22 protein-coding genes and 2 pseudogenes are annotated in these 24822 nt (G+C 63.1%); 10 read left to right on the forward strand and 14 right to left on the reverse strand.

What is annotated here, in order from left to right; genetic code table 11:
* Nucleotides 1-10: 10 nt before the first annotated feature.
* A complete protein-coding gene (locus tag ACZ89F_RS32240; RefSeq protein ID WP_476096190.1) occupies nt 11-610 on the forward strand; it encodes a DNA-3-methyladenine glycosylase in 600 nt (199 codons plus the stop codon).
* A gap of 3 nt (nt 611-613) precedes the next feature.
* Here ACZ89F_RS32240 and ACZ89F_RS32245 read toward each other — a convergent pair whose 3' ends face one another.
* Genes ACZ89F_RS32245 through ACZ89F_RS32260 form a run of 4 tightly spaced genes read right to left on the reverse strand, consistent with a single transcriptional unit; the run spans nt 614 to nt 4318 of the window.
* On the reverse strand, nt 614-1750 hold the full coding sequence (locus ACZ89F_RS32245; protein WP_476096192.1) for an ABC transporter permease: 1137 nt from the start codon (nt 1748-1750) through the stop codon (nt 614-616).
* Entirely contained in the window at nt 1747-2667 is a 921-nt protein-coding gene (locus ACZ89F_RS32250) for an ABC transporter ATP-binding protein (protein ID WP_476096194.1), read from the reverse strand. The genes ACZ89F_RS32245 and ACZ89F_RS32250 overlap by 4 nt, the downstream gene beginning before the upstream one ends.
* Entirely contained in the window at nt 2664-3617 is a 954-nt protein-coding gene (locus tag ACZ89F_RS32255) for an HlyD family secretion protein (protein WP_476096196.1), read from the reverse strand. The genes ACZ89F_RS32250 and ACZ89F_RS32255 overlap by 4 nt, the downstream gene beginning before the upstream one ends.
* On the reverse strand, nt 3614-4318 hold the full coding sequence (locus ACZ89F_RS32260; protein ID WP_476096198.1) for a CerR family C-terminal domain-containing protein: 705 nt from the start codon (nt 4316-4318) through the stop codon (nt 3614-3616). Before ACZ89F_RS32260 ends, ACZ89F_RS32255 begins: the two co-directional genes overlap by 4 nt.
* A 104-nt stretch (nt 4319-4422) precedes the next feature.
* On the opposite strand from ACZ89F_RS32260, the gene ACZ89F_RS32265 reads away from it, so the two are divergent.
* Both ACZ89F_RS32265 and ACZ89F_RS32270 read left to right on the forward strand, forming a co-directional pair.
* Nucleotides 4423-4896 (forward strand): CYTH domain-containing protein, encoded by a 474-nt coding sequence (locus ACZ89F_RS32265; RefSeq protein ID WP_476096200.1) that lies wholly within the window; start codon nt 4423-4425, stop codon nt 4894-4896.
* On the forward strand, nt 4893-5831 hold the full coding sequence (locus ACZ89F_RS32270) for a CHAD domain-containing protein (protein WP_476096202.1): 939 nt from the start codon (nt 4893-4895) through the stop codon (nt 5829-5831). Before ACZ89F_RS32265 ends, ACZ89F_RS32270 begins: the two co-directional genes overlap by 4 nt.
* A gap of 34 nt (nt 5832-5865) precedes the next feature.
* On the opposite strand, the gene ACZ89F_RS32275 is transcribed toward ACZ89F_RS32270, so the two are convergent.
* Entirely contained in the window at nt 5866-6936 is a 1071-nt protein-coding gene (locus ACZ89F_RS32275; protein ID WP_476096203.1) for an ISAs1 family transposase, read from the reverse strand.
* 216 nt (nt 6937-7152) lie between these two features.
* Between ACZ89F_RS32275 and ACZ89F_RS32280 the strand changes: the two are divergent.
* Together ACZ89F_RS32280 and ACZ89F_RS32285 are read left to right on the forward strand one after the other, a co-directional pair.
* A pseudogene (locus ACZ89F_RS32280) lies at nt 7153-8102 on the forward strand (IS630 family transposase).
* A 125-nt stretch (nt 8103-8227) separates the two neighbouring features.
* A complete protein-coding gene (locus tag ACZ89F_RS32285) occupies nt 8228-9028 on the forward strand; it encodes a C40 family peptidase (protein WP_476096204.1) in 801 nt (266 codons plus the stop codon).
* 6 nt (nt 9029-9034) lie between these two features.
* Here the strand turns inward: ACZ89F_RS32285 and ACZ89F_RS32290 are convergent, their stop codons facing one another.
* Nucleotides 9035-9841 (reverse strand): helix-turn-helix domain-containing protein, encoded by an 807-nt coding sequence (locus ACZ89F_RS32290; RefSeq protein WP_476096206.1) that lies wholly within the window; start codon nt 9839-9841, stop codon nt 9035-9037.
* A 114-nt stretch (nt 9842-9955) separates the two neighbouring features.
* On the opposite strand from ACZ89F_RS32290, the gene ACZ89F_RS32295 reads away from it, so the two are divergent.
* Nucleotides 9956-10816, forward strand: a complete 861-nt coding sequence (locus ACZ89F_RS32295) for an SMP-30/gluconolactonase/LRE family protein (protein WP_476096207.1) — start codon at nt 9956-9958, stop codon at nt 10814-10816.
* A 285-nt stretch (nt 10817-11101) separates the two neighbouring features.
* Here the strand turns inward: ACZ89F_RS32295 and ACZ89F_RS32300 are convergent, their stop codons facing one another.
* From ACZ89F_RS32300 to ACZ89F_RS32320, 5 genes and pseudogenes are all read right to left on the reverse strand, one after another.
* Complete coding sequence (locus ACZ89F_RS32300) at nt 11102-13225, reverse strand: putative bifunctional diguanylate cyclase/phosphodiesterase (RefSeq protein ID WP_476096209.1); 2124 nt, start codon at nt 13223-13225, stop codon at nt 11102-11104.
* An 868-nt stretch (nt 13226-14093) separates the two neighbouring features.
* Entirely contained in the window at nt 14094-15803 is a 1710-nt protein-coding gene (locus ACZ89F_RS32305; protein ID WP_476096211.1) for a SulP family inorganic anion transporter, read from the reverse strand.
* Between the two features lie 99 nt (nt 15804-15902).
* Nucleotides 15903-16160, reverse strand: a complete 258-nt coding sequence (locus ACZ89F_RS32310; RefSeq protein ID WP_027040307.1) for a helix-turn-helix domain-containing protein — start codon at nt 16158-16160, stop codon at nt 15903-15905.
* 295 nt (nt 16161-16455) lie between these two features.
* Nucleotides 16456-17176: pseudogene (locus tag ACZ89F_RS32315) on the reverse strand (phosphatase PAP2 family protein).
* Nucleotides 17177-17190: 14 nt separating this feature from the next.
* Entirely contained in the window at nt 17191-17532 is a 342-nt protein-coding gene (locus ACZ89F_RS32320) for a hypothetical protein (RefSeq protein ID WP_056585458.1), read from the reverse strand.
* A 171-nt stretch (nt 17533-17703) separates the two neighbouring features.
* Between ACZ89F_RS32320 and ACZ89F_RS32325 the strand changes: the two genes are divergently transcribed.
* Both ACZ89F_RS32325 and ACZ89F_RS32330 read left to right on the forward strand, forming a co-directional pair.
* Nucleotides 17704-19095 (forward strand): sensor histidine kinase, encoded by a 1392-nt coding sequence (locus ACZ89F_RS32325; RefSeq protein WP_476096212.1) that lies wholly within the window; start codon nt 17704-17706, stop codon nt 19093-19095.
* Nucleotides 19092-19754 carry a LuxR C-terminal-related transcriptional regulator gene (locus tag ACZ89F_RS32330; RefSeq protein WP_476096214.1) on the forward strand — a complete coding sequence of 221 codons (663 nt, stop codon included), beginning with the start codon at nt 19092-19094 and terminating at the stop codon, nt 19752-19754. Before ACZ89F_RS32325 ends, ACZ89F_RS32330 begins: the two co-directional genes overlap by 4 nt.
* A 236-nt stretch (nt 19755-19990) precedes the next feature.
* Here ACZ89F_RS32330 and ACZ89F_RS32335 read toward each other — a convergent pair whose 3' ends face one another.
* Nucleotides 19991-20446, reverse strand: coding sequence for a hypothetical protein (locus ACZ89F_RS32335; RefSeq protein WP_476096215.1), 456 nt, complete (start codon nt 20444-20446; stop codon nt 19991-19993).
* A gap of 725 nt (nt 20447-21171) precedes the next feature.
* Here ACZ89F_RS32335 and ACZ89F_RS32340 point away from each other — a divergent pair.
* Nucleotides 21172-23175: a PhoX family protein gene (locus ACZ89F_RS32340; RefSeq protein WP_476096217.1), complete on the forward strand. Its 2004-nt coding sequence runs from the start codon at nt 21172-21174 to the stop codon at nt 23173-23175.
* A 199-nt stretch (nt 23176-23374) separates the two neighbouring features.
* Complete coding sequence (locus tag ACZ89F_RS32345; RefSeq protein ID WP_013528677.1) at nt 23375-23599, forward strand: hypothetical protein; 225 nt, start codon at nt 23375-23377, stop codon at nt 23597-23599.
* Nucleotides 23600-23618: 19 nt separating this feature from the next.
* On the opposite strand, the gene ACZ89F_RS32350 is transcribed toward ACZ89F_RS32345, so the two are convergent.
* Together ACZ89F_RS32350 and ACZ89F_RS32355 are read right to left on the reverse strand one after the other, a co-directional pair.
* A complete protein-coding gene (locus tag ACZ89F_RS32350; protein WP_476096219.1) occupies nt 23619-24299 on the reverse strand; it encodes a GNAT family N-acetyltransferase in 681 nt (226 codons plus the stop codon).
* Nucleotides 24296-24781, reverse strand: a complete 486-nt coding sequence (locus tag ACZ89F_RS32355; RefSeq protein WP_476096220.1) for a MarR family winged helix-turn-helix transcriptional regulator — start codon at nt 24779-24781, stop codon at nt 24296-24298. Before ACZ89F_RS32355 ends, ACZ89F_RS32350 begins: the two co-directional genes overlap by 4 nt.
* Between the last annotated feature and the right edge of the window lie 41 nt (nt 24782-24822).

Here is a 24822-nt window from a genome sequence, read left to right on the forward strand (position 1 = left end):
CGCGCGGAGCATGACCATCCGCCGCCCGCTCGTGCGCTCGGAACTGCCTGATGATACGGCATCCCTTGCCCGCTACCTCATTGGCAAGATCGTGGTGCGGGAGCTGCCTGAAGGCATCGCCAGCGGCCGCATCGTCGAGACCGAGGCCTATGTGGTCGGCGACGCCGCCGGGCACGGCTACCGGGGAATGACTCCACGCAACCGTTCGCTGTTTCTCGAGCCTGGGCACGCCTATGTCTATCTCGCCTACGGCATCTCCTACATGCTCAACGTTTCGAGCGAGATGCCGGGGATTGGAACCGGTGTGCTGATCAGGGCGCTCGAACCGCTCGAAGGCATCGCGATCATGCGGCAGAACCGAGGCGTCGAGCCCCTGCGCGACCTGGCGCGAGGGCCGGGACGGCTTTCCCAGGCACTGCGGATCGACCGTTCGCTCGACGGGCTGGATCTTTGCCGGGAAGGCTCGCTATGGCTGGCAATTGATGATCAACAGGCCGGTGACATCGGGCAGGGCATCCGGATCGGCATTACGAAGGACGCGGATCGCCCGCTACGCTTCTATGTCCGAGGAAGTCCGTTCGTTAGCGGTACGAGATCACTCAACCCGTGAGAGCTAGTCGAGCGTCCGCCTGAACCGCACCAATGCGATGCCGGCAAACAACGCCACGAACACCACCAGCCAGCCGATCTCCGTTGCCACCGCCGGCAGTTCGGCGCCCTTCAGCATCACCGCGCGGGTGATGCGCAGGAAATGCGTCAGCGGGAAGATCTCGCCGAAGGTCTGCGCCCAGTCCGGCATGCCCCGATAGGGAAACATGAAACCCGACAGCATGATCGACGGCAGGAAGAAGAAGAAGGTGAGCTGGAGGGCCTGCATCTGCGTGCGGGCGACGGTCGAAATCGTATAGCCGAGCAGCACCAGCGCCAGCACGAAGATCAGCACGGCGGTCAACAGCAGCGACATCGATCCGGTGAAGGGTATGGCGAACAGAAGCTTGGCCGCCGCCAGCACCACCACCACCTGCACGCCGCCGACCGCCAGATAGGGCAGCACCTTGCCGAGCATGATCTCGAGCGGGCTGGACGGCATCGCCAGCAGGTTCTCCATCGTGCCGCGCTCGGTCTCGCGCGTCAGCGCGATCGAAGTCATCATCACCATGGTCATCTGCAGGATGACGCCGAGCAGGCCGGGCACGATGTTGTATTGCGAGATGCCTTCGGGATTGTAGCGCCGGTGTACGACGACATCGAGCTGACCCTTGGCGGCCTCGGCGGCGGCTTCCTGCGTGCCTTGCGCCCTCAGCAGCGCCTGGCTAGCGACGGTGCCGAGCGTCGAGATGGCGCCGCTGGCCACCGCCGGGTCGGTGGCGTCGGCCTCGATAAGGATCTGCGGGTTGTTGCCGCTCTCCACCCTCTTGGCGAAATCGGCGGGGATGGTGACGACGAAGGCGACGTCGCCGCGCGATATCAGGAACTCCGCCTCGGCAGCACTTTGCGCGACATGGTCGAAACGATAGTAGCCGGTGGTCTGCAGCGCCGCGACAATGGCACGCGTGTAGGGATCGTTGCTCGTCGCCACGAGTGCTGCAGGCAGGCTCTTCGGGTCGTTGTTGATGGCGTAGCCGAACAGAACAAGCTGTATCAGTGGCACGCCCAGCATCATGGCGAAGGTGATGCGGTCGCGCCGCATCTGGATGAATTCCTTGATCAGCAGCGCGCCAAGCCGGGCGAAGGAAAAGACGCTGTTCATGCCATGTTGTCCTTCGAGCCGGACATGAACTGGATGAAGACATCTTCCAGGCTGGTTTCGCCCGGCGAAACTTTCACGCCCTTGTGCTCTCTCTCGACATCGGCGAGTGCGGCTTCGAGCTTCTTCTTGTCGGAGCCGACGACATGCAGCGTCGCGCCGAACGGCGCCACCTGGTCGACGCCGGGGCGGCCCTGAAGCGCTTCGGCGACCTGGTCGAGGCGCGGGCCCTGCAGGACGAAGGTGGTCAGCCCGGCATTCCTGACCACTTCGGCGACGGTGCCGGTGGCCAGCATCTTGCCGTAGGAGATATAGCTGATGCGGTGACAGCGCTCGGCCTCGTCCATGTAGTGGGTGGAGACCAGCACGGTCAGCCCGCCGCTGGCGAGGCGATGGATCTCGTCCCAGAACTCGCGCCGCGCCTTCGGATCGACGCCGGCCGTCGGCTCGTCGAGCAGCAGCAATTTCGGCTTGTGCATGATGCAGGCGGCCAGCGCCAGCCGCTGCTTCCAGCCGCCCGACAAGGTGCCGGCCAATTGGTTGCGGCGCGTGGTCAGGCCAAGGTCTTCAAGCGTCCCGGCGACATATTCTTCAACCGGCTTCAGCCGGTAGAGCCGCGCCACGAATTCGAGATTCTCGCCGATCGTCAGATCCTCGTAGAACGAGAATTTCTGCGTCATGTAGCCGACTTCGCGCTTGATGCGCAGGCTGTCGGTGCGGATGTTGAAGCCGAGCACCGTGCCTTCGCCTTCGTCGGGCGTCAGCAAGCCGCACATGATGCGGATGGTGGTGGTCTTGCCCGAACCGTTGGGTCCGAGGAAGCCGACGATCTCGCCTTCGGCGACCGTCATCGTCACATGGTCGACGACGGTCTTTTCGCCAAAACGCTTGACCAGACCATGGACATCGATGGCGTTCATTTTGCGCCGTCCGCGAGATCGACATCGACGATCTGGCCCGGCTGCAGCGGGCCGGCATCGCCCTCCGGCCGTGCCTCGACCAGGTAGACCAGCTTCTGCCGGTTCTCGAGCGAATAGATCACCGGCGGGGTGAACTCGGGATCTGGCGAGACGTAGCTGACGCGTGCCTTCACATCCGGGCCGCAGCCGTCGCAATGGACGCCGAGCAAGGTGCCGACCTTGACCGAGGCGAAGGCGCTCTCCGGGATGTAGACGCTGAGCTTCACCGCGCCGTCGGGCAGGATCGAAATGACCGGCGCGGTCGGGCCGGCGGTGTCGCCCGGATTGCGGATGACGTCGTTGACGCGGCCGGGCGAAGGGGCTGCCAGCACGCGCTTCGACAGCCGCCACTGCGCCTGCTCCAGCGTCGCCTGCGCCTGCTTGACCTGATTGTCGGCCGCCTTGATGGTCTCCGGACGCGCCGGCAGGCCACCGACGGCGAGATTGGCGGTGGCCTGGCCGACCTGCGCGTTGGCCGTTTCCAATGTGGCCGACGCGGTGTCGAAATCGGCCTGCGTGCCGGCGCCGCGTTTGAACAGATCGGCGGCGCGGTCGAATTTGCGCTTGGCGTCGGCGGCCTGGGCGCTGGCCATGTCGACCTCGGCCTTCAGCACGGCGATCTCTTCCGGCCGTTTGCCGATCTGCAGGTCGGCCAATTGCGCCTGCGCCTGGGCAAGGCCGGCCTCGGCCTGCGCCACCGCGATTTTTGCATCGGCACTTTCCAGCGTCACCACGGTCGTGCCGGGCACCACACGGTCTCCACGTTTGACCATGACGGTCTCGACCTGCGCCACCTCGATCGGCGCCAGCAGCACATAGTCGCCTTCGACATAGCCGACGGCCAGCGGGGCTGCCGGGGCACAGGCGCTGAAAAGCTGCGCGGCGAGTGGCAGCGAACACAGAAAGCTCATGGTCTTTGCCCCTTCATCCCTGCCCCTTTTCTGGAAGCCAATATGGCCTTGAGATTGCCCGACGTGGCCGCCACCACCTTGGCGGCCTCGGCGGCGCCGATGTCGTGCCAGCCCATGCGGCGCATCACCGCCTCGCGGCCGATGCGGAAATAGATGACCTGGCCGATTAGCGTGAACACGGTCAGCCTTGTGGCCTCGCTTTCGGCCGGCTCGCCGGTCGCCTGTTCCCAGAGCTGGCACAGCCGGCGGTGCGTCGGCTCGAAGACGCCGTCATAGATGCGATCGAGGGCTGCCGTCGGATGCGAAAGCTCGCGCAACACGAACTGCACGATCTCGCCGGCCTGCGGGCTGGCCACGACGAAGCCGACCATCCGCTCCAGCGCCGCGAAGAGTTGTGCTTGCGCCGCCTCCGGACCACCCGGCATGGGCGCCTGCGCATTGCCGAGCGCCTGACCGGCGACCGTCTGGATGGTCTCGACGATAAAGTCGGCGGCAGCGGCGCGAAGGCCCTCCTTGCCGCCGAAATGATAGGCGATCGAGCCGATATTGGCTTGCGCCTCGGCAGCGATCTCGCGCGTCGAGGTGCCGTCGAAACCCTGCCGCCCAAACAGTTTCAGCGCCGCCCGGACGAGGGCGGCACGCGTCATCTCGGCGGGAGATGCTTCGCGGCGAAGGATTTTGGCGTCAGGCTGCTTGATCATACCAGGTATTTAATCAATCGATTGATTAAAGTCAATTCGTGAACGCCAATCTGTGTACGTCACCGTCTTGCCATGGGCGGCGGCAACCGCTTTAGTGCGCGGCCATGGGCAAGGAAGTCGAACGCAAATTCCTGGTCTCCAGTCCCGCGTGGCGGGATCTGGCCGAGGCGGATATCCGCATCCTCCAGTTCTATCTCGCCGCCGGTCCCGGGCGCACGGTGCGCATCCGCATCAGCGATGGCACTTCCGCCAAGCTGACGCTCAAGTTCGGCAGCAAGGCGCGCGAGCGCGACGAATTCGAATATCCGATCCCGCTGCCGGAGGCGGTGGAGATGATGGGCTTCGCCATTGGACGTGTCATCGAGAAGACACGTCACCATGTTAGGCACCGCGGCTATCTCTATGAAGTCGATGTCTTTGGCGGACCGCTTGCGGGACTTGTGGTCGCCGAACTTGAGACGCCGGAGGACGTTCCGGACGAAATGCTGCCTGACTGGCTCGGCCGTGAAGTCACCGGCGAGCAGAAATTCTACAACGCGTCGCTCGCCCTCGGGGGGACACCGGAGATCGCCGCATGAGCTTTCGCATCGATCCGCGCCTGCCGCTGACCGGCGAGGTCAGGCGTATCCTTGCCGAGGAAATCGGCAAGGCATTGGCCCATCTTGATGCCGCGCGCAGCCGGCCGGAACAGGCACTGCACAAATGCCGCAAGCGGCTGAAGAACGCTCGTGCCTTGTTGCGCCTGGTTCGTTCCGGTGACGAAACATTCTGTGAGACCGAAAACCAGTGCTATCGCAATGTGGCGGCCCTGCTTGCCGGTCCGCGCGAGGCGACGGCACTGATCGAGACCATCGACCGGCTGGCGGCAAGCTTTCCCAAGGAGAGCGCCGACGGCCGGCTAACTGCTGCGCGCGACAGGCTGATCGCGCGCCAGCATGAAATGCATGAGGGCAGCGGGCTCGAAGCGGCGATCGGTGCTGCGACCGCCGCTTGCGAAGAAGGCCTCAAGCGGATCGAAAGCCTTGCCTTGCCCGATCAGCCGGAGCAGGCGGCAGACGTCCTTGCCGAAGGCGCCCGCATCACCTTGCGCCGGGCCAGGAAGGCGCTGGACAAGGCCGGATCGCGCGGCGTCGCCAATGATTTTCACGACCTGCGCAAGGCGGCCAAGACCCACGGCATGCATCTGTCGCTGCTCGGCAGGCTGTGGCCGACGCCGATCAAGGCAAGGCGCAAGGCGGTCGACGAACTGGGCGAGCGGCTGGGCGACCTGCACGATGTGCTGGTGATGCGCGATCTGCTCGAGGCCGATGACCGTCCGCTCGGGCCGCCCGAAGACACGAAGCTTCTGGGCAAGCTGCTGAAACGGTCGGAGAAGCAGCTGAAGAAGAGCTGTCTTGCCGAGGCGGCCGAGCTGTTCGGCGACAGTCCCAAACGCTCGACACGCAAACTGGCCCGCAAGGCGCGCGACGATCTGGCTGCGTCGCCGGAAGAGGCAAACGGCATCGTAGGCTGACTTGGCGCCTTTCCTCTCCCTCCGGAGGGCAGGGCTATCGCATATGAGTGATGGCCTGGATGAGATAGTCGTCATTCCACGCGCATTTTTTGATACGGTGGCTGATGGGGACTTTGTCGATGTCGGCGGCCTGAAGGATATTTCTGGCGATGCGGTTTAGGAGCGCGGTGTTGGCAAGGGCGTTGTCCTTGCGGGCACGGCTGAGGTCCTCGCGCAGATGAACGTCGAGCATCCAATGCAGCCCGTTCTCGATCTGCCAATGGGCTCTGGTGAGATCGATCGCCTGCTGCGGGGACAGCAGCGTTGAGGCCATGAACAGGCGCGTCAGCGGCTTGGCCTGATCGCGCCGGCTGGTGATGCGGATGAAGGCCTTGTGCCCAGGCATCAGCGGGTCGGGCGCCGCCACGACTTCTGCCTGCCGCCATTCGTTGCGGCCATGGCTGGTCTCGGTCCGCTCAGTGACGGCGGGAGTGGTCTGGGCCAGTTGTTGTTTGGCCCGAGCCAACCAATGCCGGCGGTTTCCCTTGAGCGTGAGCAGATAGTCGCCGCCGCGCTGAATGATGGCCTTGGCCATGCGCGTGTGGCAATGAAGCGCATCGGCCGTGACCAATCGACCAGTAAGATCAATGAGTTCGACGACCTTGAGGGCAGCCTCGACCTCATTGTCTCCATCGCCGGGCGAGGCCGCCGCCAAACACAGCCGCGTCTGGCTGGCAAAGGCTGACACCGTCAGGGGCGGGCTGGCCGCAAGGCCTTTCTCATAGGCCCGTCGCAGCGCCTTGCCATCAAGTGCGACCACACCCTGGCGTGCCTGGGCAAAGCCCGCGGCAAAGGCGGCGAACGCACGTCCGAAGGCCTCCGGATCGAGCAGGCGCAACAGCCGCGAGAAGGTGTCGTGGCTGGGCGCCTCCTCATAGTCGATCAAGCGCGACAGCGCCTGTTTGCGCTCTTGCGCGAACAACGAAAACTCCGTTGCGCTGGTCGCGCCACACAGGCTCGCAGCGATCATCATCACGATCAGGTCGCCAAGCCGGTGCGTGGCGTTGGCCGCGCGCGGATCAGGGACCGCGCCGAAATAGCTCTCAAGGCTAGAAATGGCAGTCACTCCTCAGTGGACTGCCTTCCCAAAGAATCCCTTCTCAAACCAACTTCAAGCTCAAAATCGCCATATGCGATTCCCCTGCCCGCAAGGGGGAGAGGAAAGGCGCGCGTTCACCGGCTTCATTCCTCTAGAGCGTTTCCTACTTTGAGAGAATCGTAGGATTCCCAAATCAGGCTGTTTGTGATTCAAGATGCAGGCTGGGTTGGAGGCCAGCATCTAATGACGCGAGCGCTTTCAAACGATCTTCGTGAGCGTGTTGTTGAAGCAGTTGGCGCAGGCGAGAATTGCCGTACCGTGGCATCGCGCTTTGGCGTTGCAGTTTCCTCTGTCGTGAAGTGGTCGCAGCGCTATCGAGCGACCGGCTCGGTGGCGCCGGGCAAGATGGGCGGACATCGCAAGCGCATTCTTGAGCCGCATCGGGCCTTCATCGTGGAGCGGATCAATCAGACCTCTGAGCTGAGTTTGCATAGGCTGAAAGACGAGTTGGAAGCGCGCGGGGTCAAGGTCTCGCACAATACGATCTGGATGTTCCTGCGCCGCGAGGGCCTGAGGTTCAAAAAAAACACTGTTCGGCCTTGAGCAGGCCCGCGCTGATATTGCCCGCAGGCGTCAGCGATGGCGGTCCTGGCAGGCGGGTCTCGATCCACAGTGCCTGGTTCTTCATCGATGAGACCTGGATCAAGACCAACATGGCTCCGCTGCGCGGTTGGGGGCCGAAGGGCAAGCGGCTGCGCGGCCTGGCGCCGCACGGCCACTGGCGCACGCTGACCTTCCTTGGCGCGCTGCGCTGGGATCGGCTCGCAGCACCTTGTGTCTTCGACGGACCGATCAACGGCCAATGCTTCCGGGCCTATGTCGAGCAGCAGCTCGTCACCGTTCTGAAGCCCGGCGACATCGTCGTCATGGACAATCTGGGAAGTCATAAGTCGGCCGCCATCAGGCAGATGATCAAGGCTGCCGGCGCCAGGCTTTGGTACCTGCCGCCTTACTCTCCGGATCTCAATCCCATCGAGCAGGCCTTCGCCAAGATCAAACACTGGATGCGCCAGGCTCAGAAACGCACTGTCGAGGAAACTTGGCGCCACATCGGCCACCTCGTCGAAACCATCGAGGCAGCCGAATGCAAGAACTACTTCGTAAATGCGGGATACGCTTCCGTCAAAACGTGAAACGCTCTAGCGGAGAGAAGGTGGCCGCGAAGCGCGCAGAATGAGGGGCTGCGCCCTATCAGCAACCCTGTCGCTCCACCCGCGCGCTAGCCCTCATTACCCGCCTATGCTAATCGCCATGGGGCATGACCAAGCCCGGCGACACGCTTCTGGATCGACTTGGCCGCTGGCTTGCCGGCCGGCTGCAGGGAGAATCGTCCGGCTACGAGCCCTATACGCCCTCCGATGCGGAGACGCTGCGCCGCACGCTTGAACCCGGCGACATCCTGCTGATCGAGGGCAACCAGAAGATCTCGGCGGCGATCAAGTACCTGACCCAGTCGACCTGGTCGCATGCCGCCTTCTATGTTGGCGATGCCTTGGCCGAACCGGAAGATGGAACGGAACGGAGGCGGCTGATCGAGGTCACGCTCGGCGAAGGCTGCGTCGCCGTGCCCTTGTCGCGCTATCGCACCTACAACACCCGCATCTGCCGGGCGAGCGGGCTGGCGCCGGAGGACCGCGACAAGGTCGTCGCCTTCATGATCGGCAAGCTCGGCCTGAAATACGACCTCAAGAACATTTTCGACATGCTGCGTTTTTTCTTCCCGACGCCACCAGTGCCGGTGCGCTGGCGCCGCCGCATGCTGGCCTTCGGCTCCGGCGATCCGACACGGGCGATCTGCTCGACGCTGATCGCCGAGGCCTATGGCCAGATCCGCTATCCGATCCTGCCCGAGATCACCCGTGCGCCCGGCCGCGCTTCGGCGCAGTCGAATTATTCGCGCAAGGAAATCCTGCACATCCGCCACCACTCGCTCTACACACCGCGCGATTTCGACCTGTCGCCCTATTTCCGCATCGTCAAGCCGACGCTGGAATATGGTTTCGACTATCGGCAGATGGTCTGGGACGACAAGGTTGCCGATGCGAAGGCCACTGAATAGCAGGTGCTAAGTCGGCAAGGGGCGACGCCTTTTTGTCGGGGCGTTGGGGCTGTCGGGCACCCGTGCACCGGCATCTCGCGCGTGCGGCCCAATCGGCATGATCGCCGGGAATGGCGTCGCACCAAAGGCAAACGTCCATTTGTAGCCGACCAGCCCGTCCTCCGGCGTGGTGTGCTGGTCGTGATGGGCGAGCAGCTTGGCGCGATCGGCCAGCTCCTGCGCCTCGCGCCGCACCATCTCCGCCGTCTCCGGCCGCATCCGCCGGGAGAAGCTGACGAAGGTTGCTTCCTTGTCGATATGGGTGATCGCCCAGCCGATGAAATTCTTGTTGGTCATCTCGAACAGCGGCCTGAGCGGCCCTTCGAAATTCCACTGGATCGGCGTCTCGACCAGCAGTCTCGCCGAGAGACCGCGGCCGAGCGCGATCAAACCGAGTTCCTCGAGATCGCGCAGATAGAGGAACATCGAGGCCTCGCTCAGGCCTTGCGAACGCATGATGCCTTGCGGCGTGAACTTTTCCGACAGCATGACGAAGACGAACAGCAGCGCCGGCCGGCCGGCAAGCCTGCGCTCGATCTCCGGCCCGATGTGATTGACCGGTCCTGGCCCCCGGTTCATCGAGCCGAGCACGTTCTCCAGCTCGACGCCGGCGGCGGCGCATATTTCCATCAGCCGGTCGAGCTTGCAGTTGCGCTCGTGGAAGATACGCTTCACCGTCGGTTCGGAAACGCCCATGCGTTCGGCAAGCGCGCGATAGGTGACGCCCTTCGACTTCAGCGTCCGCTTCAACGCCTCGAAGATCAGACCGTTCATCGGATGCGCCTCTCGCTGGCAGTTTCGTATCGGTTTTCGATACTAGCGGTAATCGACCTTTCCAGAAAGTATCGAAAATCATAGCTGTCCCGCCGTCATCACAGGAGACCAGCCATGAACACCCTCATCACCTCGGCCTTGCTCACCGTCATCGGCATCGCGGCCGCGCCTGCCGCCGAGGCCGGCGAACTCTGGCGCGCCGCCGGCTTCGAGCAACCGGAATCGGCTTTGTTCGACGCCGCCAACAACCGCATCATCGTCTCCAACATATCAGGCAATCCCGGCGAGGCCGACGGCAACGGTTATCTCTCCGTCCTGTCCGTGGACGGCAAGACGGTCACCCGGCACTGGACCGGCGGCATGGACGCGCCCAAGGGCATGGCGATCTCGGGCGGCAAGCTCTATGTCGCCGACATCACGAAAGTCCGCGTCGTCGACCTCGCCAGCGGCAAGCTCGTCGCCAGCATCGCGGTGCCGAACGCGGTCTTCCTGAACGACATGACTTCGGACCAGTCCGGCAAGATCTATGTCACCGACATGCTGGCCGACGCCATCTACCGCATCGACGGCGACCGACCGGAGCTGTTCGTCAAGGACGCGGCGCTGGCCTCGCCCAACGGCGTCTTCGCCGATGGTAACAGGCTGATCGTCGCCTCCTGGGGCAAGGGCATCAAGCCCGACTTCAGCACGGCGGAGCCGGGTGGCCTGCTGTCGGTCGACATCGCCAACAAGGTGGTTGCGCCCTTGCCGGGCGCCCAGAAATTCGCCGACCTCGATGGCGTCATTGCTATTCGTGACAGCATCTACGCCACCGCCTACATGACCGGCACGCTCTACCGCTATCACGTGGGCGGCGCGCCGGAAGCGGTGGCGCATTTCAGGCCCGGCAGCGCCGACATCGGCACCGATGGGAAGTCGATCCTCTATGTGCCGCTGATGAACGAGGGCGAGGTGGCGGCCATGAAGCTCGATTGAGAGCCGGCCGGCGCGCAACGCCCAGGTGCGCAATACGCTTGGGCCGGTAACATGCAGGCTCGAGCGAAGCACTGCCACAACCCGCGACCAGTGCAGCGGTATGTAGCGCATGATAGCATGCGGGTTGTGGCAGCACGCCCTCAACCGGCAGACACATTGCATTCATGAACCACACGCCAGACATTGTATATTTCTAAATCGCCATAGCAGGTGGAAAGCAGCTGTTCGCGCCAGTCCGATCAATCGATCACCGCGATGAAGCAATGAGAGGCACGCCGTCCTTGGTCAGGCGATCTTGGACAACTCTGGCTTACCGCGCGGTTTCCTGACCAATTTCGAGGCCTCGGCTGCGGGCATTGCCTTGCCGAAGTGGTAGCCCTGCCCGATCTCGCAGCCCGCCTTGTTCAGGCGATCCACGATCTCGGAATCCTCGATCCCTTCCGCAGTTGTGGGTAGGGCAAGGCTCTTTGCCAAGCCGAGGATGCCATAGACGATCTTCGCACTTTCTGGATTGTCCTTCATCGATTGGATGAAGCTGCGATCGATCTTGATCTTGTCGAGTTTGAGCTCGCGCAGGTGATAGAGGCTGGAATAGCCAGTGCCAAAATCATCGAGCGCGATCTTGATTCCGACATTCTGAAGCGATCCAAGAATCGTTTTCGCAGTGTTCAGATCCGTCACGAGAGCATTTTCCGTGATTTCGATCTCGAGCCGATTCGGCGCGAAGCCTGTTTCGGAGAGCACGGCAAGCAGACGTATCGGGAACAGCAAATCTGTCAGTTCGTGCGGCGAGACGTTGAGCGAGAGCCTGAGATTGGCCGGCCACGCCTTTGCGTCAAGGCAAGCCCGCCGTAGCATGCCGAGGGTGAAGTCCGGCATCAGTCCGAGGCGCTCTATAGTCGAGATGAACACATCGGGCACGATCAGGCCTTTTTCTGGATGATGCCAACGCGCGAGGATTTCGAATCCGAGCAAGCGGCCGTCGGATAGCTCGATCAAGGGCTGGTAGTGCGGCTGGATCTCACCCGTTAACACTGCGCGCTGAATGTCGGCTTCCAGCGCGGCCTGTGCCTTCAGCTCCGTATCCATGCTCTGTTCGTAGAAGCGGAAGGTTCCGCGGCCGGCCTGCTTTGCCCGATACATGGCGACGTCGGCCGCATGCAGGAGCGAGTCGGCCTCCTGTCCGTCCGCTGGACAAAGAGCGATTCCGATGCTCGCGCCGATCCCAACGGTCCTTGCGCCGATGGAGACCGGAGCGGAAATCGCAGCAATGATACGCTCCGCCAGGAAAATGGGCGCTTTGGTAGGTTCCTGCCCCTCGCGGTCGAACTCGCAGATGATAACAAATTCATCACCGCCGATGCGGGCAAGCGTGTCCTGCTTGCGCACGATCGTCTTCAAGCGGGCCGTGATTTCACCCAGTACAAGGTCGCCGGCGCCGTGCCCGTGAATATCGTTGACGGCCTTGAACCTGTCGAGGTCGATCAACAGCACGGCGAAGGAACCCTCGCTGCGGTCGATGCGGCCGAGGGCCTTTTCTAGCTCATCCGACAACACGCGCCGGTTTGCCAGACCGGTGAGCGTGTCGTAGCGGGCCAGTGCCTCCGCGAGTGCCTGGGCTTCTTCCAGAGCGACGGCGTTGGTTCGGAAAACCTCGAAGGCCACAGCCATGCTGCCGATCTCATCGTGCCTGTCGACTTGTGGAATGACGACATCGCGATTTCCAGCGGCGAGTTCGGAGAGGGCCTTGGTGATGGAGGCGAGAGGCCGGGATATCCCGGCGTGGATGACCCATGTTACCCAGATCGCCAAGACAAGGGCGCAGGCTACGACGATAGCGAAAAGCACGTATGCGGTATCGACAATGCTGTCGGCACGCGTTCCGGCTTCGTCCGCTCCCGCCGAATTGACGGTAATGAGCGCATCAATGGCGTCGTCAGCGATCCGGTAGAGATTATCGGCACGAAGCTGAAAGGCCGGCGAGACTGTGAGCCTGCTATCATGAGGGAGCGCTATCCATGCGCGATGTTCGGCCGCCCAGGTGCTCCAATCCCGATCAAAGTTTCCCAGGAGGATTAGCTCGTCTTCTGTCTTGTGCAACAGGCCATAGGCGGCTCTCTGTTCGGCAATCGCTTTCATGTACTCATCGGCCGCGGCCAATGCCTGGTTGGTCTGTTCCTGATCCGTGGCGAGTGCGAGGCGCGTTTCAGCCAGACGGGTCTCGGAGAGGAGATCTGCCATCTCTCCAAGAACGCGGGTGCCCACCACCCATTTGCGATCAAGCGATTCCGTCAGTCGATCGAGCGCAAGCATCTGGACAAGCGCATACGCACTGACTCCAATCAGCAGCGCGACTGAAAGCAAATAATACGAGATTAATCTCGCGCGCACGGATGAGAATTGAGACATGCGTCATTCCCCTCTCGTCAGGCTTTACAGAGTCTTGCTTTTCAAGCGGGCGCGTCTGCAATTATTTGCGCGACGAATGTTTCTGATAATGTCGGCTAATGGTTGCGCGACCATTAAGGAGCCGAACAAATGTTGCAGCACCTGGCGGTCGCTGCGATTTCAAGAAAACTTGGCCCTGCTCGGGATCCCACCCGATCAGGCCGTTCCGGGACGGGGACTTGAAGGGGAGCAGAGGGTAAGGACTTCCCCCTCAATCTCCGCGCGGGAAGGTTCCCCGAAGGGTTTGACCTCGTCCGGCCGATGCCAAGCTCGTTCAGTGGACAGATGAGTTCGCCGTCCGCGAGCGTGAATTAATGGAGCACAACGTCCTGACATTGTGGCAGCGCCGGGGTTAATCGCCAAGGCTATTTGCCCCTACTGTGGCAAGCGCCTCGAACCTCCCGAATGCCTCAGCGACGCCCAGACAGCGTATGTCGAAGCCTGCTGCGCACTTCTCCATCAGGTGATTAGGGCGCGCGAGATGTAGTGCTCGCGGCTAAGCCCTCCACCGCAATCAGCCGATGCTGCCATGTAACACTCCGATTGGACCTCGCCGGTGATGGGTGCGGGCGGTATAAGCGATCCGACCACCATTGACGGCCGGGAATTTGCACCCAAGCAACAGCCGACGAATGAGGTTCCGCTCCCGCATGGGCACAATTTTTCGCGTAGCCAAGGGTATCCAAAGCTATCTCGGGGAGGTCGCGCTGTGGCTGAACAGGTAATCGAGCGCAACCCGGTCGAAGGCAAATTTGGTTCGCCAAACCGACCTCGATCCGGCGGCTCCGCGGTGCCGACAGAGTGCCCACCGGCCGGCAAATCCCGGCTGCTACTCCGTGTCCGGATTGCCTTTCAGCTGTGCCCGCGCATCACGGATCGAGGCGGCATAGGTCACCAGCGGACGCTTGACGCCGTGGTTGATCAGCATGCGCCGTATCTGCGGCGCGGCGCCTGATATGATGAAGCGGACACCGGCGCGCTTCGCCTTGTGGGCGGCGCCCTCGATGACATTGGCCGCCGTCGAATCGAAGAACGGCACGGCCGAACAGTCGAGGATGAAGTTCTTGCGCTGGTCGGCGATGCGGTCGAGCACGGTGCCGACGGTCGACGCGGCGCCGAAGAAGAAGGCGCCCGAGATGCGGTAGACGACAGTGTCGGCGTCGGTCGCATCGCTGGAATCGTAGGCGTTGCTGCTGTCGGCGACATCCTCCTGCACCAGCGGCTGATCGACCTCGACCGCAATGCTCTTGGACATGCGGTCGATGAACAGGATCGAGCCCAGCGCGAAGCCGACGACGATGCCTTCGGTGAGGTCGCGGAAGACGACGATCAGGAAGGTTGCCATCAGCACCAGCGCATCGCCGCGCGAAGCGCGCAACAGGGTGGCAAAGGCCTGTTTTTCGAACATGTTCCAGCAGACGACCGCCAGCACGCCGGCAAGGGCGGCGAGCGGGATGTAGCTGGCCAGCGGTGCCGCCACCAGCATGAAGACGAGCAGGAACAGCGAATGCAGCATGCCCGAGATCGGCCCATGTGCGCCGGCCCGCACATTGGTGGCGGTGCGGGCGATGGTACCGGTGGTGCAGATGCCGCCGAACAGCGCCGAGGCGATGTTGGCGAAGCCTTGCGCCACCAGTTCGCAATTTGAACGGTGCCGCCGGCCCGTCATGCCATCGGCGACCACCGCCGACAGCAGCGATTCGATCGCGCCGAGCAGCGCAAAGGCGATGGCGTCAGGCAGCACGGCGATCGCCTTGTCGAGGCTGAGCGCCGGCAGTGCCGGAAACGGCAGGCTGCGCGGAATGCCGCCGTAACGCGTGCCGATCGTTTCCGCCGGCAGCGCCAGCAGCGCCACCACCAGCGAGGCCAGGCCGACGGCGATCAGCATGCCCGGCCAGCCCGGCCGCCAGCGTTTCACTGTGACAATGGTAACGATGGTAAGCAACGCCACCAGCGTCGCCGAGATGTTGAGCGTGCCGGCCGCCTCACCGATTGCCATCAGCTTCGGCAGAAGCGGTCCGGGCTCGGTGCCTGCAAGCTTCAACCCGAACAGTTCGACGATCTGGCCGGAGAAGATGATGATCGAGATGCCGGCGGTGAAGCCGACCGTCACCGGATAGGGGATGAATTTGATGTAGGTGCCGAGACGGAGATAGCCGATCGCGAGCAGGAAGACGCCCGACATCATCGTTGCCAGCAGCAGCCCGTCGACACCTTCGCGCTGAACCGTTGCCGCCACCAACACGATGAAGGCGCCAGCGGGTCCGCCGATCTGGAAACGGCTGCCGCCAAGCGCCGAGACGATGAAGCCGCCGACGATGGCGGTGAACAGGCCGCGCTCCGGCGTCACCCCCGACGCGATGGCGATCGCCATCGACAGCGGCAGTGCGACGATGGCGACGGTCAGGCCGGCCATGAAGTCGGCCTTGAACTGCGGCAGGCGGTAACCTTCGCGCCAGACCGTCACCAGTTTCGGCGTGAACAATTCGTAAAATGTCGGCCTTGCCGGATGGTGGCTTGCCGGATGGCTCTGGTCCATGAATGTGCCTTCCGCTCCGTGAAGGCGGCGGGATCGTCGGCAGGATCGTCGGCGGTCGCGTCGCGACTTATGTGTGCCGACTCGGGTTGCGGGAGAGGCTTAGCGCGGCACAGTCTGCTTGAGGCGCACGCCCCTGCCACCGCGCTCGCTGGCCTGGTTCTCGCCGATCAATTCCACCCCGGCCTCGTCGAGTGCCTGGATGACCTTCATCAGCGTATCGACCACGCCCCTGACCACACCGTCGCTCGCTTCCATGCGTTGGATGGTCGGAAGCGAAACCCCGGCGCGCTCGGCGAGCGTCTTTTGATCGATGCCGGCCAGCGCCCTTGCGGCGCGCATCTGCGCGGCAGTGATCATCGGCCAAAACCCCCGTCTGAGTCTGCGGTATCAACGTATAGTACAGTCATGATGATGTTTCAACCATCATAATGCATATATGAAACATGTACCCTCTCGGGAAACCGGATGGCGGGGATCAAGACAGGCATGCTAGGCTGGTCATTGCCGGGAAGATATCGACGCAGCCTTCCCTTTTCAGCATCGACCGGGGTGAGCAGTTGAAGATTTCCAGGGCCTGGATGACATCGGCAGCCTTGCTGTCGGCGGTTTTGCTGTTGGCGGGTTGCGGGCACGGGCTGATCAACCGGCTGATCTAATCTCCAGTCTCGCTGTCGCCGTCCGGGCGCTGCCCGCGCCATCGCTGCCACGCCCGGGCAGTGAGCCAGCAGAGCATCGCCCAGACGAAGCCGGCGCACCAGCCGGCCAGCACATCCGACGGCCAGTGCACACCGAGATAGATGCGGCTGATGCCGACCAGCAGCGTCGTCAGCACCGCCAGCGACAGCACATAGATCTTCGTCGTCCGTCCCGGCAGGAAGCGCGCTGCCAGCGCGCCGAGCGTCAGATAGGTCACCGCCGACAGCATGGCGTGGCCGCTCGGAAAAGACAGCGTCGTTTCGTTGACGAGATGCGAGACGAGTTCGGGGCGCGGCCGGTCGATGCCGGCTTTCAGCAGGCTCGACAGCACCTGACCACCGGCCACCGCCACGAAGATGAAAAGGGCGGTCGCCGGCCTGCGGATAAGCAAGAGATAGAGGATTACCGCCGTTACGATCAGCACCAGCACGCTGCCGCTGCCCAGACTGGTGATATCGCGCATCGCCCCTTCCAGCCAGGGCGGGCCGATCGGGCTGTCGGGCTGGCCCGCCTTGCGGAAGGCGAGCAGGATTTCGGTGTCGAAGGCGTGCGGCGTGGTGGCGCGCGCCACCTCCATCAACTCCTCGAATCCCCACAAGCCGGCGGCGATGACCAGGCCGGCCAGCGAGCACCGGGAATTCGACCCGGTTGAGCAGAGCGTTCGCGGCGTTCTTCATCGGCAATTCGCCCGTTACAACCGGCCTTGCAGATAGGGTCCGAGCGTAATCAGCGCCACGGCGGCAATTGCCAGCATGATGCCGGTCGCCTGCAGCGCGTTGACGCGCTCGCCGAAGAACACCAGCGCGACGACATTCACCGAGACCAGCTGGATGACGGCCGAGAGGCTGAACGACACCGACATGCCGAATTCGCGGATCAGCCGCAGCATGATCAGATTGCCCAGCGAATAGAGCGCCAGCGTCAGCAGGATCTTGCCCAGGCTCGGCGCCAGGCCCCATTGCTTGGCCGCCGTCGCCGCCAACAGGAAAATGACCGTCGAAAAGCCAAGCTGCAGCAATCCCGAAAAACTCAACGTCCCGTCCCCTCTTGAAGCGGCTCCCGCCGCGTGTGTCGCGGACCTTGTTTCCGAAGCGCGCCGGGACGTCAAGCGACCTCGATCAAACGTAGCTCTTGGCAACGGCAAGAGGGAGGGTCAATGTGCAGATATCGCCCAGTCTGTCGATTCAAGGGCGGTCAGGGGCTCATGATACGCATTCTGCAAAACCTGGTGCGACGCTGGAGCGAACTTTCTCTTGCCCTGCAATTCGTCGTTGCCGGCGGCTTTGGCCTGCTGGCCGTCATGCTGGTGGTGGGCGCCTGGGTGACGGCGCAGATCCGGGACGGCGTCATCCGCAATTCGGCAGCCACCACGGCCCTCTATGTCGACAGCGTGATTGCGCCGCTGCTTCCCGACCTGCGCAAGGATCAGGAACTCAGCGACTCCGTCAAGCAGGCGCTCGACGAGACACTTGGCCAGGGCGCGCTCGGCAAGCGCCTCGTCTCGTTCAGGCTCTGGAGCCGCGACGGCACGGTTCTCTATGCGAAGGAGACGGCGCTGATAGGCCAACGTTTCGAACCGAGCAGCGGGCTGCGCTCTGCCTTCCAGGGCAATGTCGTCGCCCAGCTCGACACGTTCGACGAGACAGAAAGCAAGGAAGAGGCCACCGGCGTGCCTTTGCTGGAAATCTACAACCCCGTGCGCGAGCCCTGGTCCGGCGAAGTCGTGGCCGTCACCGAATTCTTCGAGATCGCCGACGAGTTCAAAGCCAGCCTGGCTTCCGCTCTGTGGTCTAGCTGGCTGATCGTGGCCAGCGCGACCCTGGCGGCATTCCTGCTCCTGTCGGGCATCGTCCTGCGCGGCAGCCGCACCATCGACGATCAGCGCGGGGCGCTTCGCCGCCAAGTGTCGGAGCTGCAGGGCCTGGTAACGCAAAACAGCGCCCTGCGAATGCGCGTGCAGCGGGCCTCCCGCCGCGCCACCGCGCTCAACGAAAGATATTTGCGCCGTATCGGCGCCGATCTCCATGACGGTCCGGCCCAGCTCGTGGCCCTGGCGGCGCTGCGCATGGACAGTCCGATATTCTCCGGCGACGGCCATTCGGGCGAAAGCCGCGCGACCGAGGTCGCGATGATCCGCAAGACGCTGGAAGATGCGCTGCGCGAAATACGCGGCATCTGCACCGGCCTCGTCCTGCCGCAGATAGAGACGGCAGCCGCACCGGACATTCTGCGGTTGGCGGTCAACGAACATGAGCTGAGGACGGGAACATCGGTGACACTCACGCTGGCCGGACAGTTGCCGGAGCCCGGCGCCTCCGAGAAGATCAGCATCTATCGTTTCGTGCAGGAAGGGCTAAACAATGCCTACCGTCACGGGCGAGGCAAGGATCAAGCGGTGAGTGCTGGGATGAAAGGTGGCAGGCTTTGTGTTGAAGTGTCGGACGCCGGGCCAGGCTTCGATCCGGCACGGGTCGAGGGCCTCGGGCTCGCCGGCCTCAGAGAACGGGTCGAAAGCATTGGTGGCCAGTTCGAAACCTTGACCGGGCCGCAAGGCACGCGATTGGTGATCCGTCTATCGGTTGAGGAGCAAGCATGACTGATGTCATTCGCATCGCCATTGTCGACGATCATCCCCTCTTTCGCGAAGGTGTGACGCGCAGCCTGTCGGAGATCGGAGGTTTCGAGATGGCTGGCGAGGGCGCCACGGCGCAGGATGCCGAACGCATCGCCTCGACGGTGCGGCCCGATATTTTGCTGCTCGATATCTCCATGCCGGGCGGCGGTCTGGCCGCGGTTGCAGGCATCCTCGCCAGCCATCCCGCCCAGAAGATCGTCATGCTGACCGTTTCGGAGGCCAATGCCGATGTGACCACGGCCCTTAACGCAGGGGTGCGCGGCTATGTCCTCAAAGGTATCGGATCGCGCGCGCTTGCCGACATCCTGCGCAACGTGGCGGCTGGCGAGAGCTATCTTTCGCCGACGCTGTCGGCCCGGCTGCTTTCGGATCTCCAGTCCCAGAAACCCACCAACGGCATAGCGGACCGGCTGCGGCAACTCACCGAACGGCAGACGGAAATCCTGCGGCTGGTGGCCGAGGGGCTGAGCAACAAGGAAGTCGCCTTGCGGCTGGAGCTTCAGGAGAAGACCGTCAAGCATCACATGACCGGCGTGCTGTCGAAACTCAATGTGCGAAACCGCACCGAAGCAGCCTTGATGATGCGTGAGGCACGCGACCGCGACAGGAACCATACTTAACAGTTCAGCGCTTCTAGAGTGGTTCGCCGTTTCACGGAAACGGCGAACCACTCTAACTCTTTGTTTTGACGCAATTCCGGACGGAAAATCGTTTCACACTTTCCTGGAATTGCTCTAGCAAACCTGAACCGCTCCAGGGACTTCGGTCATCGCGGCGCCGGCCCAGAAACGAGGTCACCTCCGCCGGGGGGCGGCGGAGGTGACATGTGAAGCCGGCCGTTGCCTGTTGGCAAGCTTCACAAGGCCATGAGGCGGCTGACATCGGCCGGCGTGGCCCGGCGGTCGATGATCGTGCGCCCGAGCGCATCCTCCATCCTGAAACGGCCGTTCTCGATCTTTTCCGTTATGCCGTCGGGATGCCGGACGGTGATCTTGTTGCCTGTCACGTCGACCTTGTCACCGGTCACGGCATTGACATGACTCGCGCTGTTGCCGCTCTTGCCCCTGTTGGATCCCGACTTGCCGGAATTGCCGTTCCCGTTGCTGTTGCCGCTATTACCACTGTTGCCGCCGCTGTTGCCAGAATTGCCGCCGCTGCTGTTTCCGCCACCGCCGTTACCGCCGTTACCGCCTCCACCACCACCGCCGTTGCCGCCGCCGTTACCGCCGCCGCCCTTGCCAGCCTGTGCGCTGGCAGCATCGATTCCGGGAACGGAGCCGTGGAGGGCAAAGTGATAGGGAGCGATGGTCAACGCCAGCGCGGCCGCCGATCTGAGCGCCAGCCGGCAACAACGGGTCGTGACCGATCTGTGCATCCTGATCTCCGTCGATTGAGCCGGCGCCCACCCTCAACGTCGCAGCAGCAACCAACATCGCCGAAAGACGTGGTTCCCGGAAGCGACCTCCGACCGTTGCGGTTGTCACCCAGGACCTTTGCAAGCGCAAGATTGGACTAAAGTCCCATGCCTGTGCTATATTAGCTTCGTATGAACGACGCCGCCATCGCCATCGCTGAACGGGAGACTTGTTTTCCCGATGCCTGACGACGGCAGACGCCGGACATCAAGTCACCTCCGCCGGGGGCGGCGGAGGTGACTTGTAACGCTGGCCTTTGCCTGGTTGACCTGTTTCACAAAGCCTGAAGACGACTGATATCGTCCGCCGGCGCCGGACGTTCGATGATAGCGCGGACGTTCTCGATCGCTTCCCTGGTGCTGTCTCTCCTATGCCGTCGGGATGCTCGATCTTGTTGCCGACCACTCCGATCGCCGGTTGTCCGCCGCCGTCACATCATGTCCACCATCTCTGGCAATGCGCGCTTGCGGCGGCAACTCCGGGAATGCTTGGCCAACGGTGCGCGGAATGCCTGTCGCGTCCAAAAGGTCTCTTGATGTCACGAAAATGTGATCCGGCGATTATAAGGGGGTCAAACAGGTACCCATGCTCCAGCCACCCACGCAGCCAGAGGCAAGCCACCATGACTGACCATCGCTCCCCCGACGCCCGATTCCGCACCAGCCTGCTCGAGGAAAACGACGGCCCGGCCACCAACCCCACCGACAACCGCACCATGGGCGAGATCATCGCCGCGCGGTTCTCGCGCCGCGGTTTCCTCAAGGGCTCGCTGGCCGTCTCGGCCATCGCCGCCACGGTCAGCCCGCTGGCGCTGATCAGCGCCGACGAGGCCCGGGCCGCGGAAGGCTCGGCCTTCGCGTTCGACGAACTGGAGGCCGGCATCGACGACAAGCATCATGTCGCGCCGGGCTACGACGCCGATGTGCTGTTGCGCTGGGGCGACCCGCTGTTTGCCGATTCGCCGGACTTCGACCCGACGAAACAGTCGGCGCAGGCGCAGTCCAGACAGTTCGGCTACAACAACGACTATGTCGGCTATCTCCCGATCGACGGTTCGGCCGAACACGGCCTGCTGGTGGTCAACCACGAATACACCAACCCGCATCTGATGTTCCCGGGCATCGTCAAGATCGTCGAGAAGGACGGCAAGAAGTCGGCCGAAGTCGCACCGCTCTCGAAGGAGCAGGTCGATGTCGAGATGGCGGCCCATGGCGGCACCATCGTCGAGATCCGCAAGCAAGCTGGCAAATGGCAGGTGGTGCGCGACGGCAAGCTCAATCGCCGCATCACCTCCAACACCGAAATGGTGCTGTCCGGCCCGGTCGCCGGCCATGACCGCGTCAAGACCAATGCCGATCCATCCGGCACCAAGGTGTTCGGCACGTTCAACAATTGCGCCGGCGGCGTTACGCCCTGGGGCACCTATGTGATGGCCGAGGAAAACATCCACGGCTATTTCTCCGGCGCCTTGCCGGAAGGCCACAAGGAAGCCGCCAACTACAAGCGCCTCGGCATTCCCGAAGGCGCCTATGAATGGGCGGCGCATTACGACCGTTTCGACCTCGCCAAGGAGCCCAACGAGGCCAACCGCTTCGGCTGGATCGTCGAGGTCGATGTCAACGATCCGACCTCGACGCCGAGGAAGCGCACCGCCATGGGCCGCTTCAAGCATGAAGGCGCCGAATCGATCGTCGCCAAGGACGGCCGCGTCGTCTTCTATCTCGGCGACGACGAGCGCTTCGACTATGTCTACAAGTTCGTCACCAAGGCCGCGTTCAATCCGAACGACCATGCCACCAACAAGGACCTGCTCGACGACGGCACGCTGCATGTCGCCAAGTTCGCCGAGGACGGCACGGTCGAATGGCTGCCGATCGTCTTCGGCCACGGGCCGCTGACGGCTGAAAACGGCTTCGCTGGCCAGGCCGACGTGCTGATCGAAACACGCCGCGCCGCCGACCTGCTCGGCGCCACCAAGATGGACCGCCCGGAAGACATCCAGCCAAATGCCGTCAACGGCAAGGTCTATGTCATGCTGACCAACAATTCGAAGCGCAAGGCCGACCAGGTCGACGCCGCCAACCCGCGCGCCGAAAACGCCTTCGGCCACATCATAGAAATATCGGAGGACGGCGGCGATTTCGCTGCCGCCAAGGGCAAGTGGGAAGTGCTTTTGAAATGCGGCGATCCCTCGGTGGCCGATGTCGGCGCCACCTTCTCGACGGCAACGACAGCCAATGGCTGGTTCGGCATGCCCGACAATTGCGCCGTCGATTCGGCCGGTCGCCTGTGGGTTGCCACCGACGGCCAGGGCCCGAAAGCCACCGGCCGTACCGACGGCCTGTGGGCGGTCGACACCGAAGGGTCGGCACGGGCGACCTCGAAACTGTTCTTCCGCGTGCCGATCGGGGCCGAGATGTGCGGTCCGCTGTTCGCGCCCGACGACCAGACCGCCTTCGTCGCCGTCCAGCATCCGGGCGACGGCGGCGAGGACTGGGAGGCGTTCGGCCGCCCGTCCTACTATGAAGACCTGTCGACACGCTGGCCCGACTTCAAGCCCGACATGCCGGTGCGGCCGTCGGTGGTCGCCATCACCAAACAGGGCGGCGGCAAGATCGCGGTCTGATATCCGGCGCTTGCAGCGGAGCAGAATTCTGCACCGCTGCACCGCTTTGAAGTCGCGGCATGGATCCTGGGGTCTGCACCGCGTCGCTTCGCTCCTTGCTCCGCCCCCAGGATGACGAAGCTATCGGTGAAATCATTCAAGCCTCGGGAAAGATTGGAAATTTAAACGTGGCGCCCTAGGTCTTTATCAGGAGATCGCCATGTCGAAGTCCGTCTATGACCGTGGCTTGCTCAAGCCAGCCGATATAGCCAAGCTGCAGCGCGTGTTCGATGAGGCCTGCCGGCGGCGCGAAGCGCATCCCGATTCCGCCGATGCGCGCGAAATCGCGCTGAACCTGCTTGCCCTGCACAATGCAGGGATGGTCGAAGAGGACATGCTGATGGAGGCCGTCGGGTTCCGGCGGCTCGAGCCGAAATCGGCATGATGCCAGGCGGCGGCTTCCGCTATTCGGCTCGCTGAACCAAAGCCACATTGATCATGCTTCTCAATCGGAAGCCGATGGATTCGTACAATCCTATGGCACCAGTGTTTGCGGCATAGGCGTGGAGGTACGGTATCTCGCCCCGTGCAAAAATCTGGTTTGCCACGAACAGCGACAGCAGCCGGCCGAGGCCGCCGCCACGGAATTCCGGGTGCGAACAGACGCCGCTGAGTTCGCTATAGCCGGGTTGCTTCATGCGCTCGCCGGCCATCGCCACCAGCCTGCCCTCGATTTTGACACCCCAGAAGTCGCCGAGACTCAACGCCCCTGATGTGAACGGGCCGGGCTTGGTGAGTGACGCCAGGGCCAGCATCTCGGCCGCATCCTCTTGCGTCAAACGTTGCACGCGCTCGTCCGACACGGTCCGCAACGGCGCCTCGGCAACCATCTGCACGGCAGCGGCAGTCGAGATCGCCGACAGGCCGACCGGCAGCGCAATGGCATCGGCCTGAGCCATGATCACGCTCTCGCCCGAGGACACAAGCTTGCCGAACGCCCGCAGGCTTTCGGCATCGTCGGTGGCGGTAGCGGCAAAGAGGGCGATTGACGGTGAATAGCGCCTGGCAAGCTTGCCACCTTGTGCGAAGGCCTGATGCCTCGTCTCCAGCGCACTCCAGACGGGACGGTCAAGAATGTGTTTCATTGCCTGGCGCCTTCCTTGACGCGACGATCGAGCGGGGCCGCGGCCAGACCGTCCTCAATGGCAGCGAGTTGATCGAGAAGCGGCCCCGAAAGATTCCGGCACAAATCCGCAACGGCGCTCTCTATGCGCGGCCACACGTCCCGCTTCGCGACATCGACCAAGCGTTGACCCTTCTTGGTCAGCGAGACCACCCGCCGCCGCTGGTCACCATCCGACTGGATGGCTTCGACCAGCCCCAGCTCGGCCAGAAGCGACACGCTTCTTGTCACACCCGGCTGTGTCAGCCCCAGCGATTGCGCCAGTTCGCCGACAGCCAACGGCCCCAGCTTGTCGAGAGCGGCAAGCAGTGGGTATTGGCTCGATTGAAGTGGAACTTCCAAGCCGTCGAGCAGACGCTGCGCGTCGGCCTGCAACTGCTCGCCAATGCGCTTCAACCTGCTGCCCAGGCAGAGGTAGCCAAGAGATCGTATGACGTCTTCCATGATCGACCTGTTTCATAACTGATAACATGTTATATAACATG

The sequence above is a fragment of the Mesorhizobium sp. USDA 3734 genome (assembly GCF_056279665.1).

Coding starts and splice junctions, on each gene's coding strand:
- ACZ89F_RS32330 (WP_476096214.1), top strand. CDS start 19,092: ATGACTGATGTCATTCGCATCGCCATTGTCGACGATCATCCCCTCTTT.
- ACZ89F_RS32345 (WP_013528677.1), top strand. CDS start 23,375: ATGTCGAAGTCCGTCTATGACCGTGGCTTGCTCAAGCCAGCCGATATA.
- ACZ89F_RS32245 (WP_476096192.1), bottom strand. CDS start 1,750: ATGAACAGCGTCTTTTCCTTCGCCCGGCTTGGCGCGCTGCTGATCAAG.
- ACZ89F_RS32325 (WP_476096212.1), top strand. CDS start 17,704: ATGATACGCATTCTGCAAAACCTGGTGCGACGCTGGAGCGAACTTTCT.
- ACZ89F_RS32310 (WP_027040307.1), bottom strand. CDS start 16,160: ATGATCACTGCCGCGCAGATGCGCGCCGCAAGGGCGCTGGCCGGCATC.
- ACZ89F_RS32300 (WP_476096209.1), bottom strand. CDS start 13,225: ATGTCTCAATTCTCATCCGTGCGCGCGAGATTAATCTCGTATTATTTG.
- ACZ89F_RS32265 (WP_476096200.1), top strand. CDS start 4,423: ATGGGCAAGGAAGTCGAACGCAAATTCCTGGTCTCCAGTCCCGCGTGG.
- ACZ89F_RS32255 (WP_476096196.1), bottom strand. CDS start 3,617: ATGAGCTTTCTGTGTTCGCTGCCACTCGCCGCGCAGCTTTTCAGCGCC.
- ACZ89F_RS32290 (WP_476096206.1), bottom strand. CDS start 9,841: ATGAACGGTCTGATCTTCGAGGCGTTGAAGCGGACGCTGAAGTCGAAG.
- ACZ89F_RS32260 (WP_476096198.1), bottom strand. CDS start 4,318: ATGATCAAGCAGCCTGACGCCAAAATCCTTCGCCGCGAAGCATCTCCC.
- ACZ89F_RS32350 (WP_476096219.1), bottom strand. CDS start 24,299: ATGAAACACATTCTTGACCGTCCCGTCTGGAGTGCGCTGGAGACGAGG.
- ACZ89F_RS32250 (WP_476096194.1), bottom strand. CDS start 2,667: ATGAACGCCATCGATGTCCATGGTCTGGTCAAGCGTTTTGGCGAAAAG.
- ACZ89F_RS32305 (WP_476096211.1), bottom strand. CDS start 15,803: ATGGACCAGAGCCATCCGGCAAGCCACCATCCGGCAAGGCCGACATTT.
- ACZ89F_RS32340 (WP_476096217.1), top strand. CDS start 21,172: ATGACTGACCATCGCTCCCCCGACGCCCGATTCCGCACCAGCCTGCTC.
- ACZ89F_RS32240 (WP_476096190.1), top strand. CDS start 11: ATGACCATCCGCCGCCCGCTCGTGCGCTCGGAACTGCCTGATGATACG.
- ACZ89F_RS32285 (WP_476096204.1), top strand. CDS start 8,228: ATGACCAAGCCCGGCGACACGCTTCTGGATCGACTTGGCCGCTGGCTT.
- ACZ89F_RS32295 (WP_476096207.1), top strand. CDS start 9,956: ATGAACACCCTCATCACCTCGGCCTTGCTCACCGTCATCGGCATCGCG.
- ACZ89F_RS32270 (WP_476096202.1), top strand. CDS start 4,893: ATGAGCTTTCGCATCGATCCGCGCCTGCCGCTGACCGGCGAGGTCAGG.
- ACZ89F_RS32355 (WP_476096220.1), bottom strand. CDS start 24,781: ATGGAAGACGTCATACGATCTCTTGGCTACCTCTGCCTGGGCAGCAGG.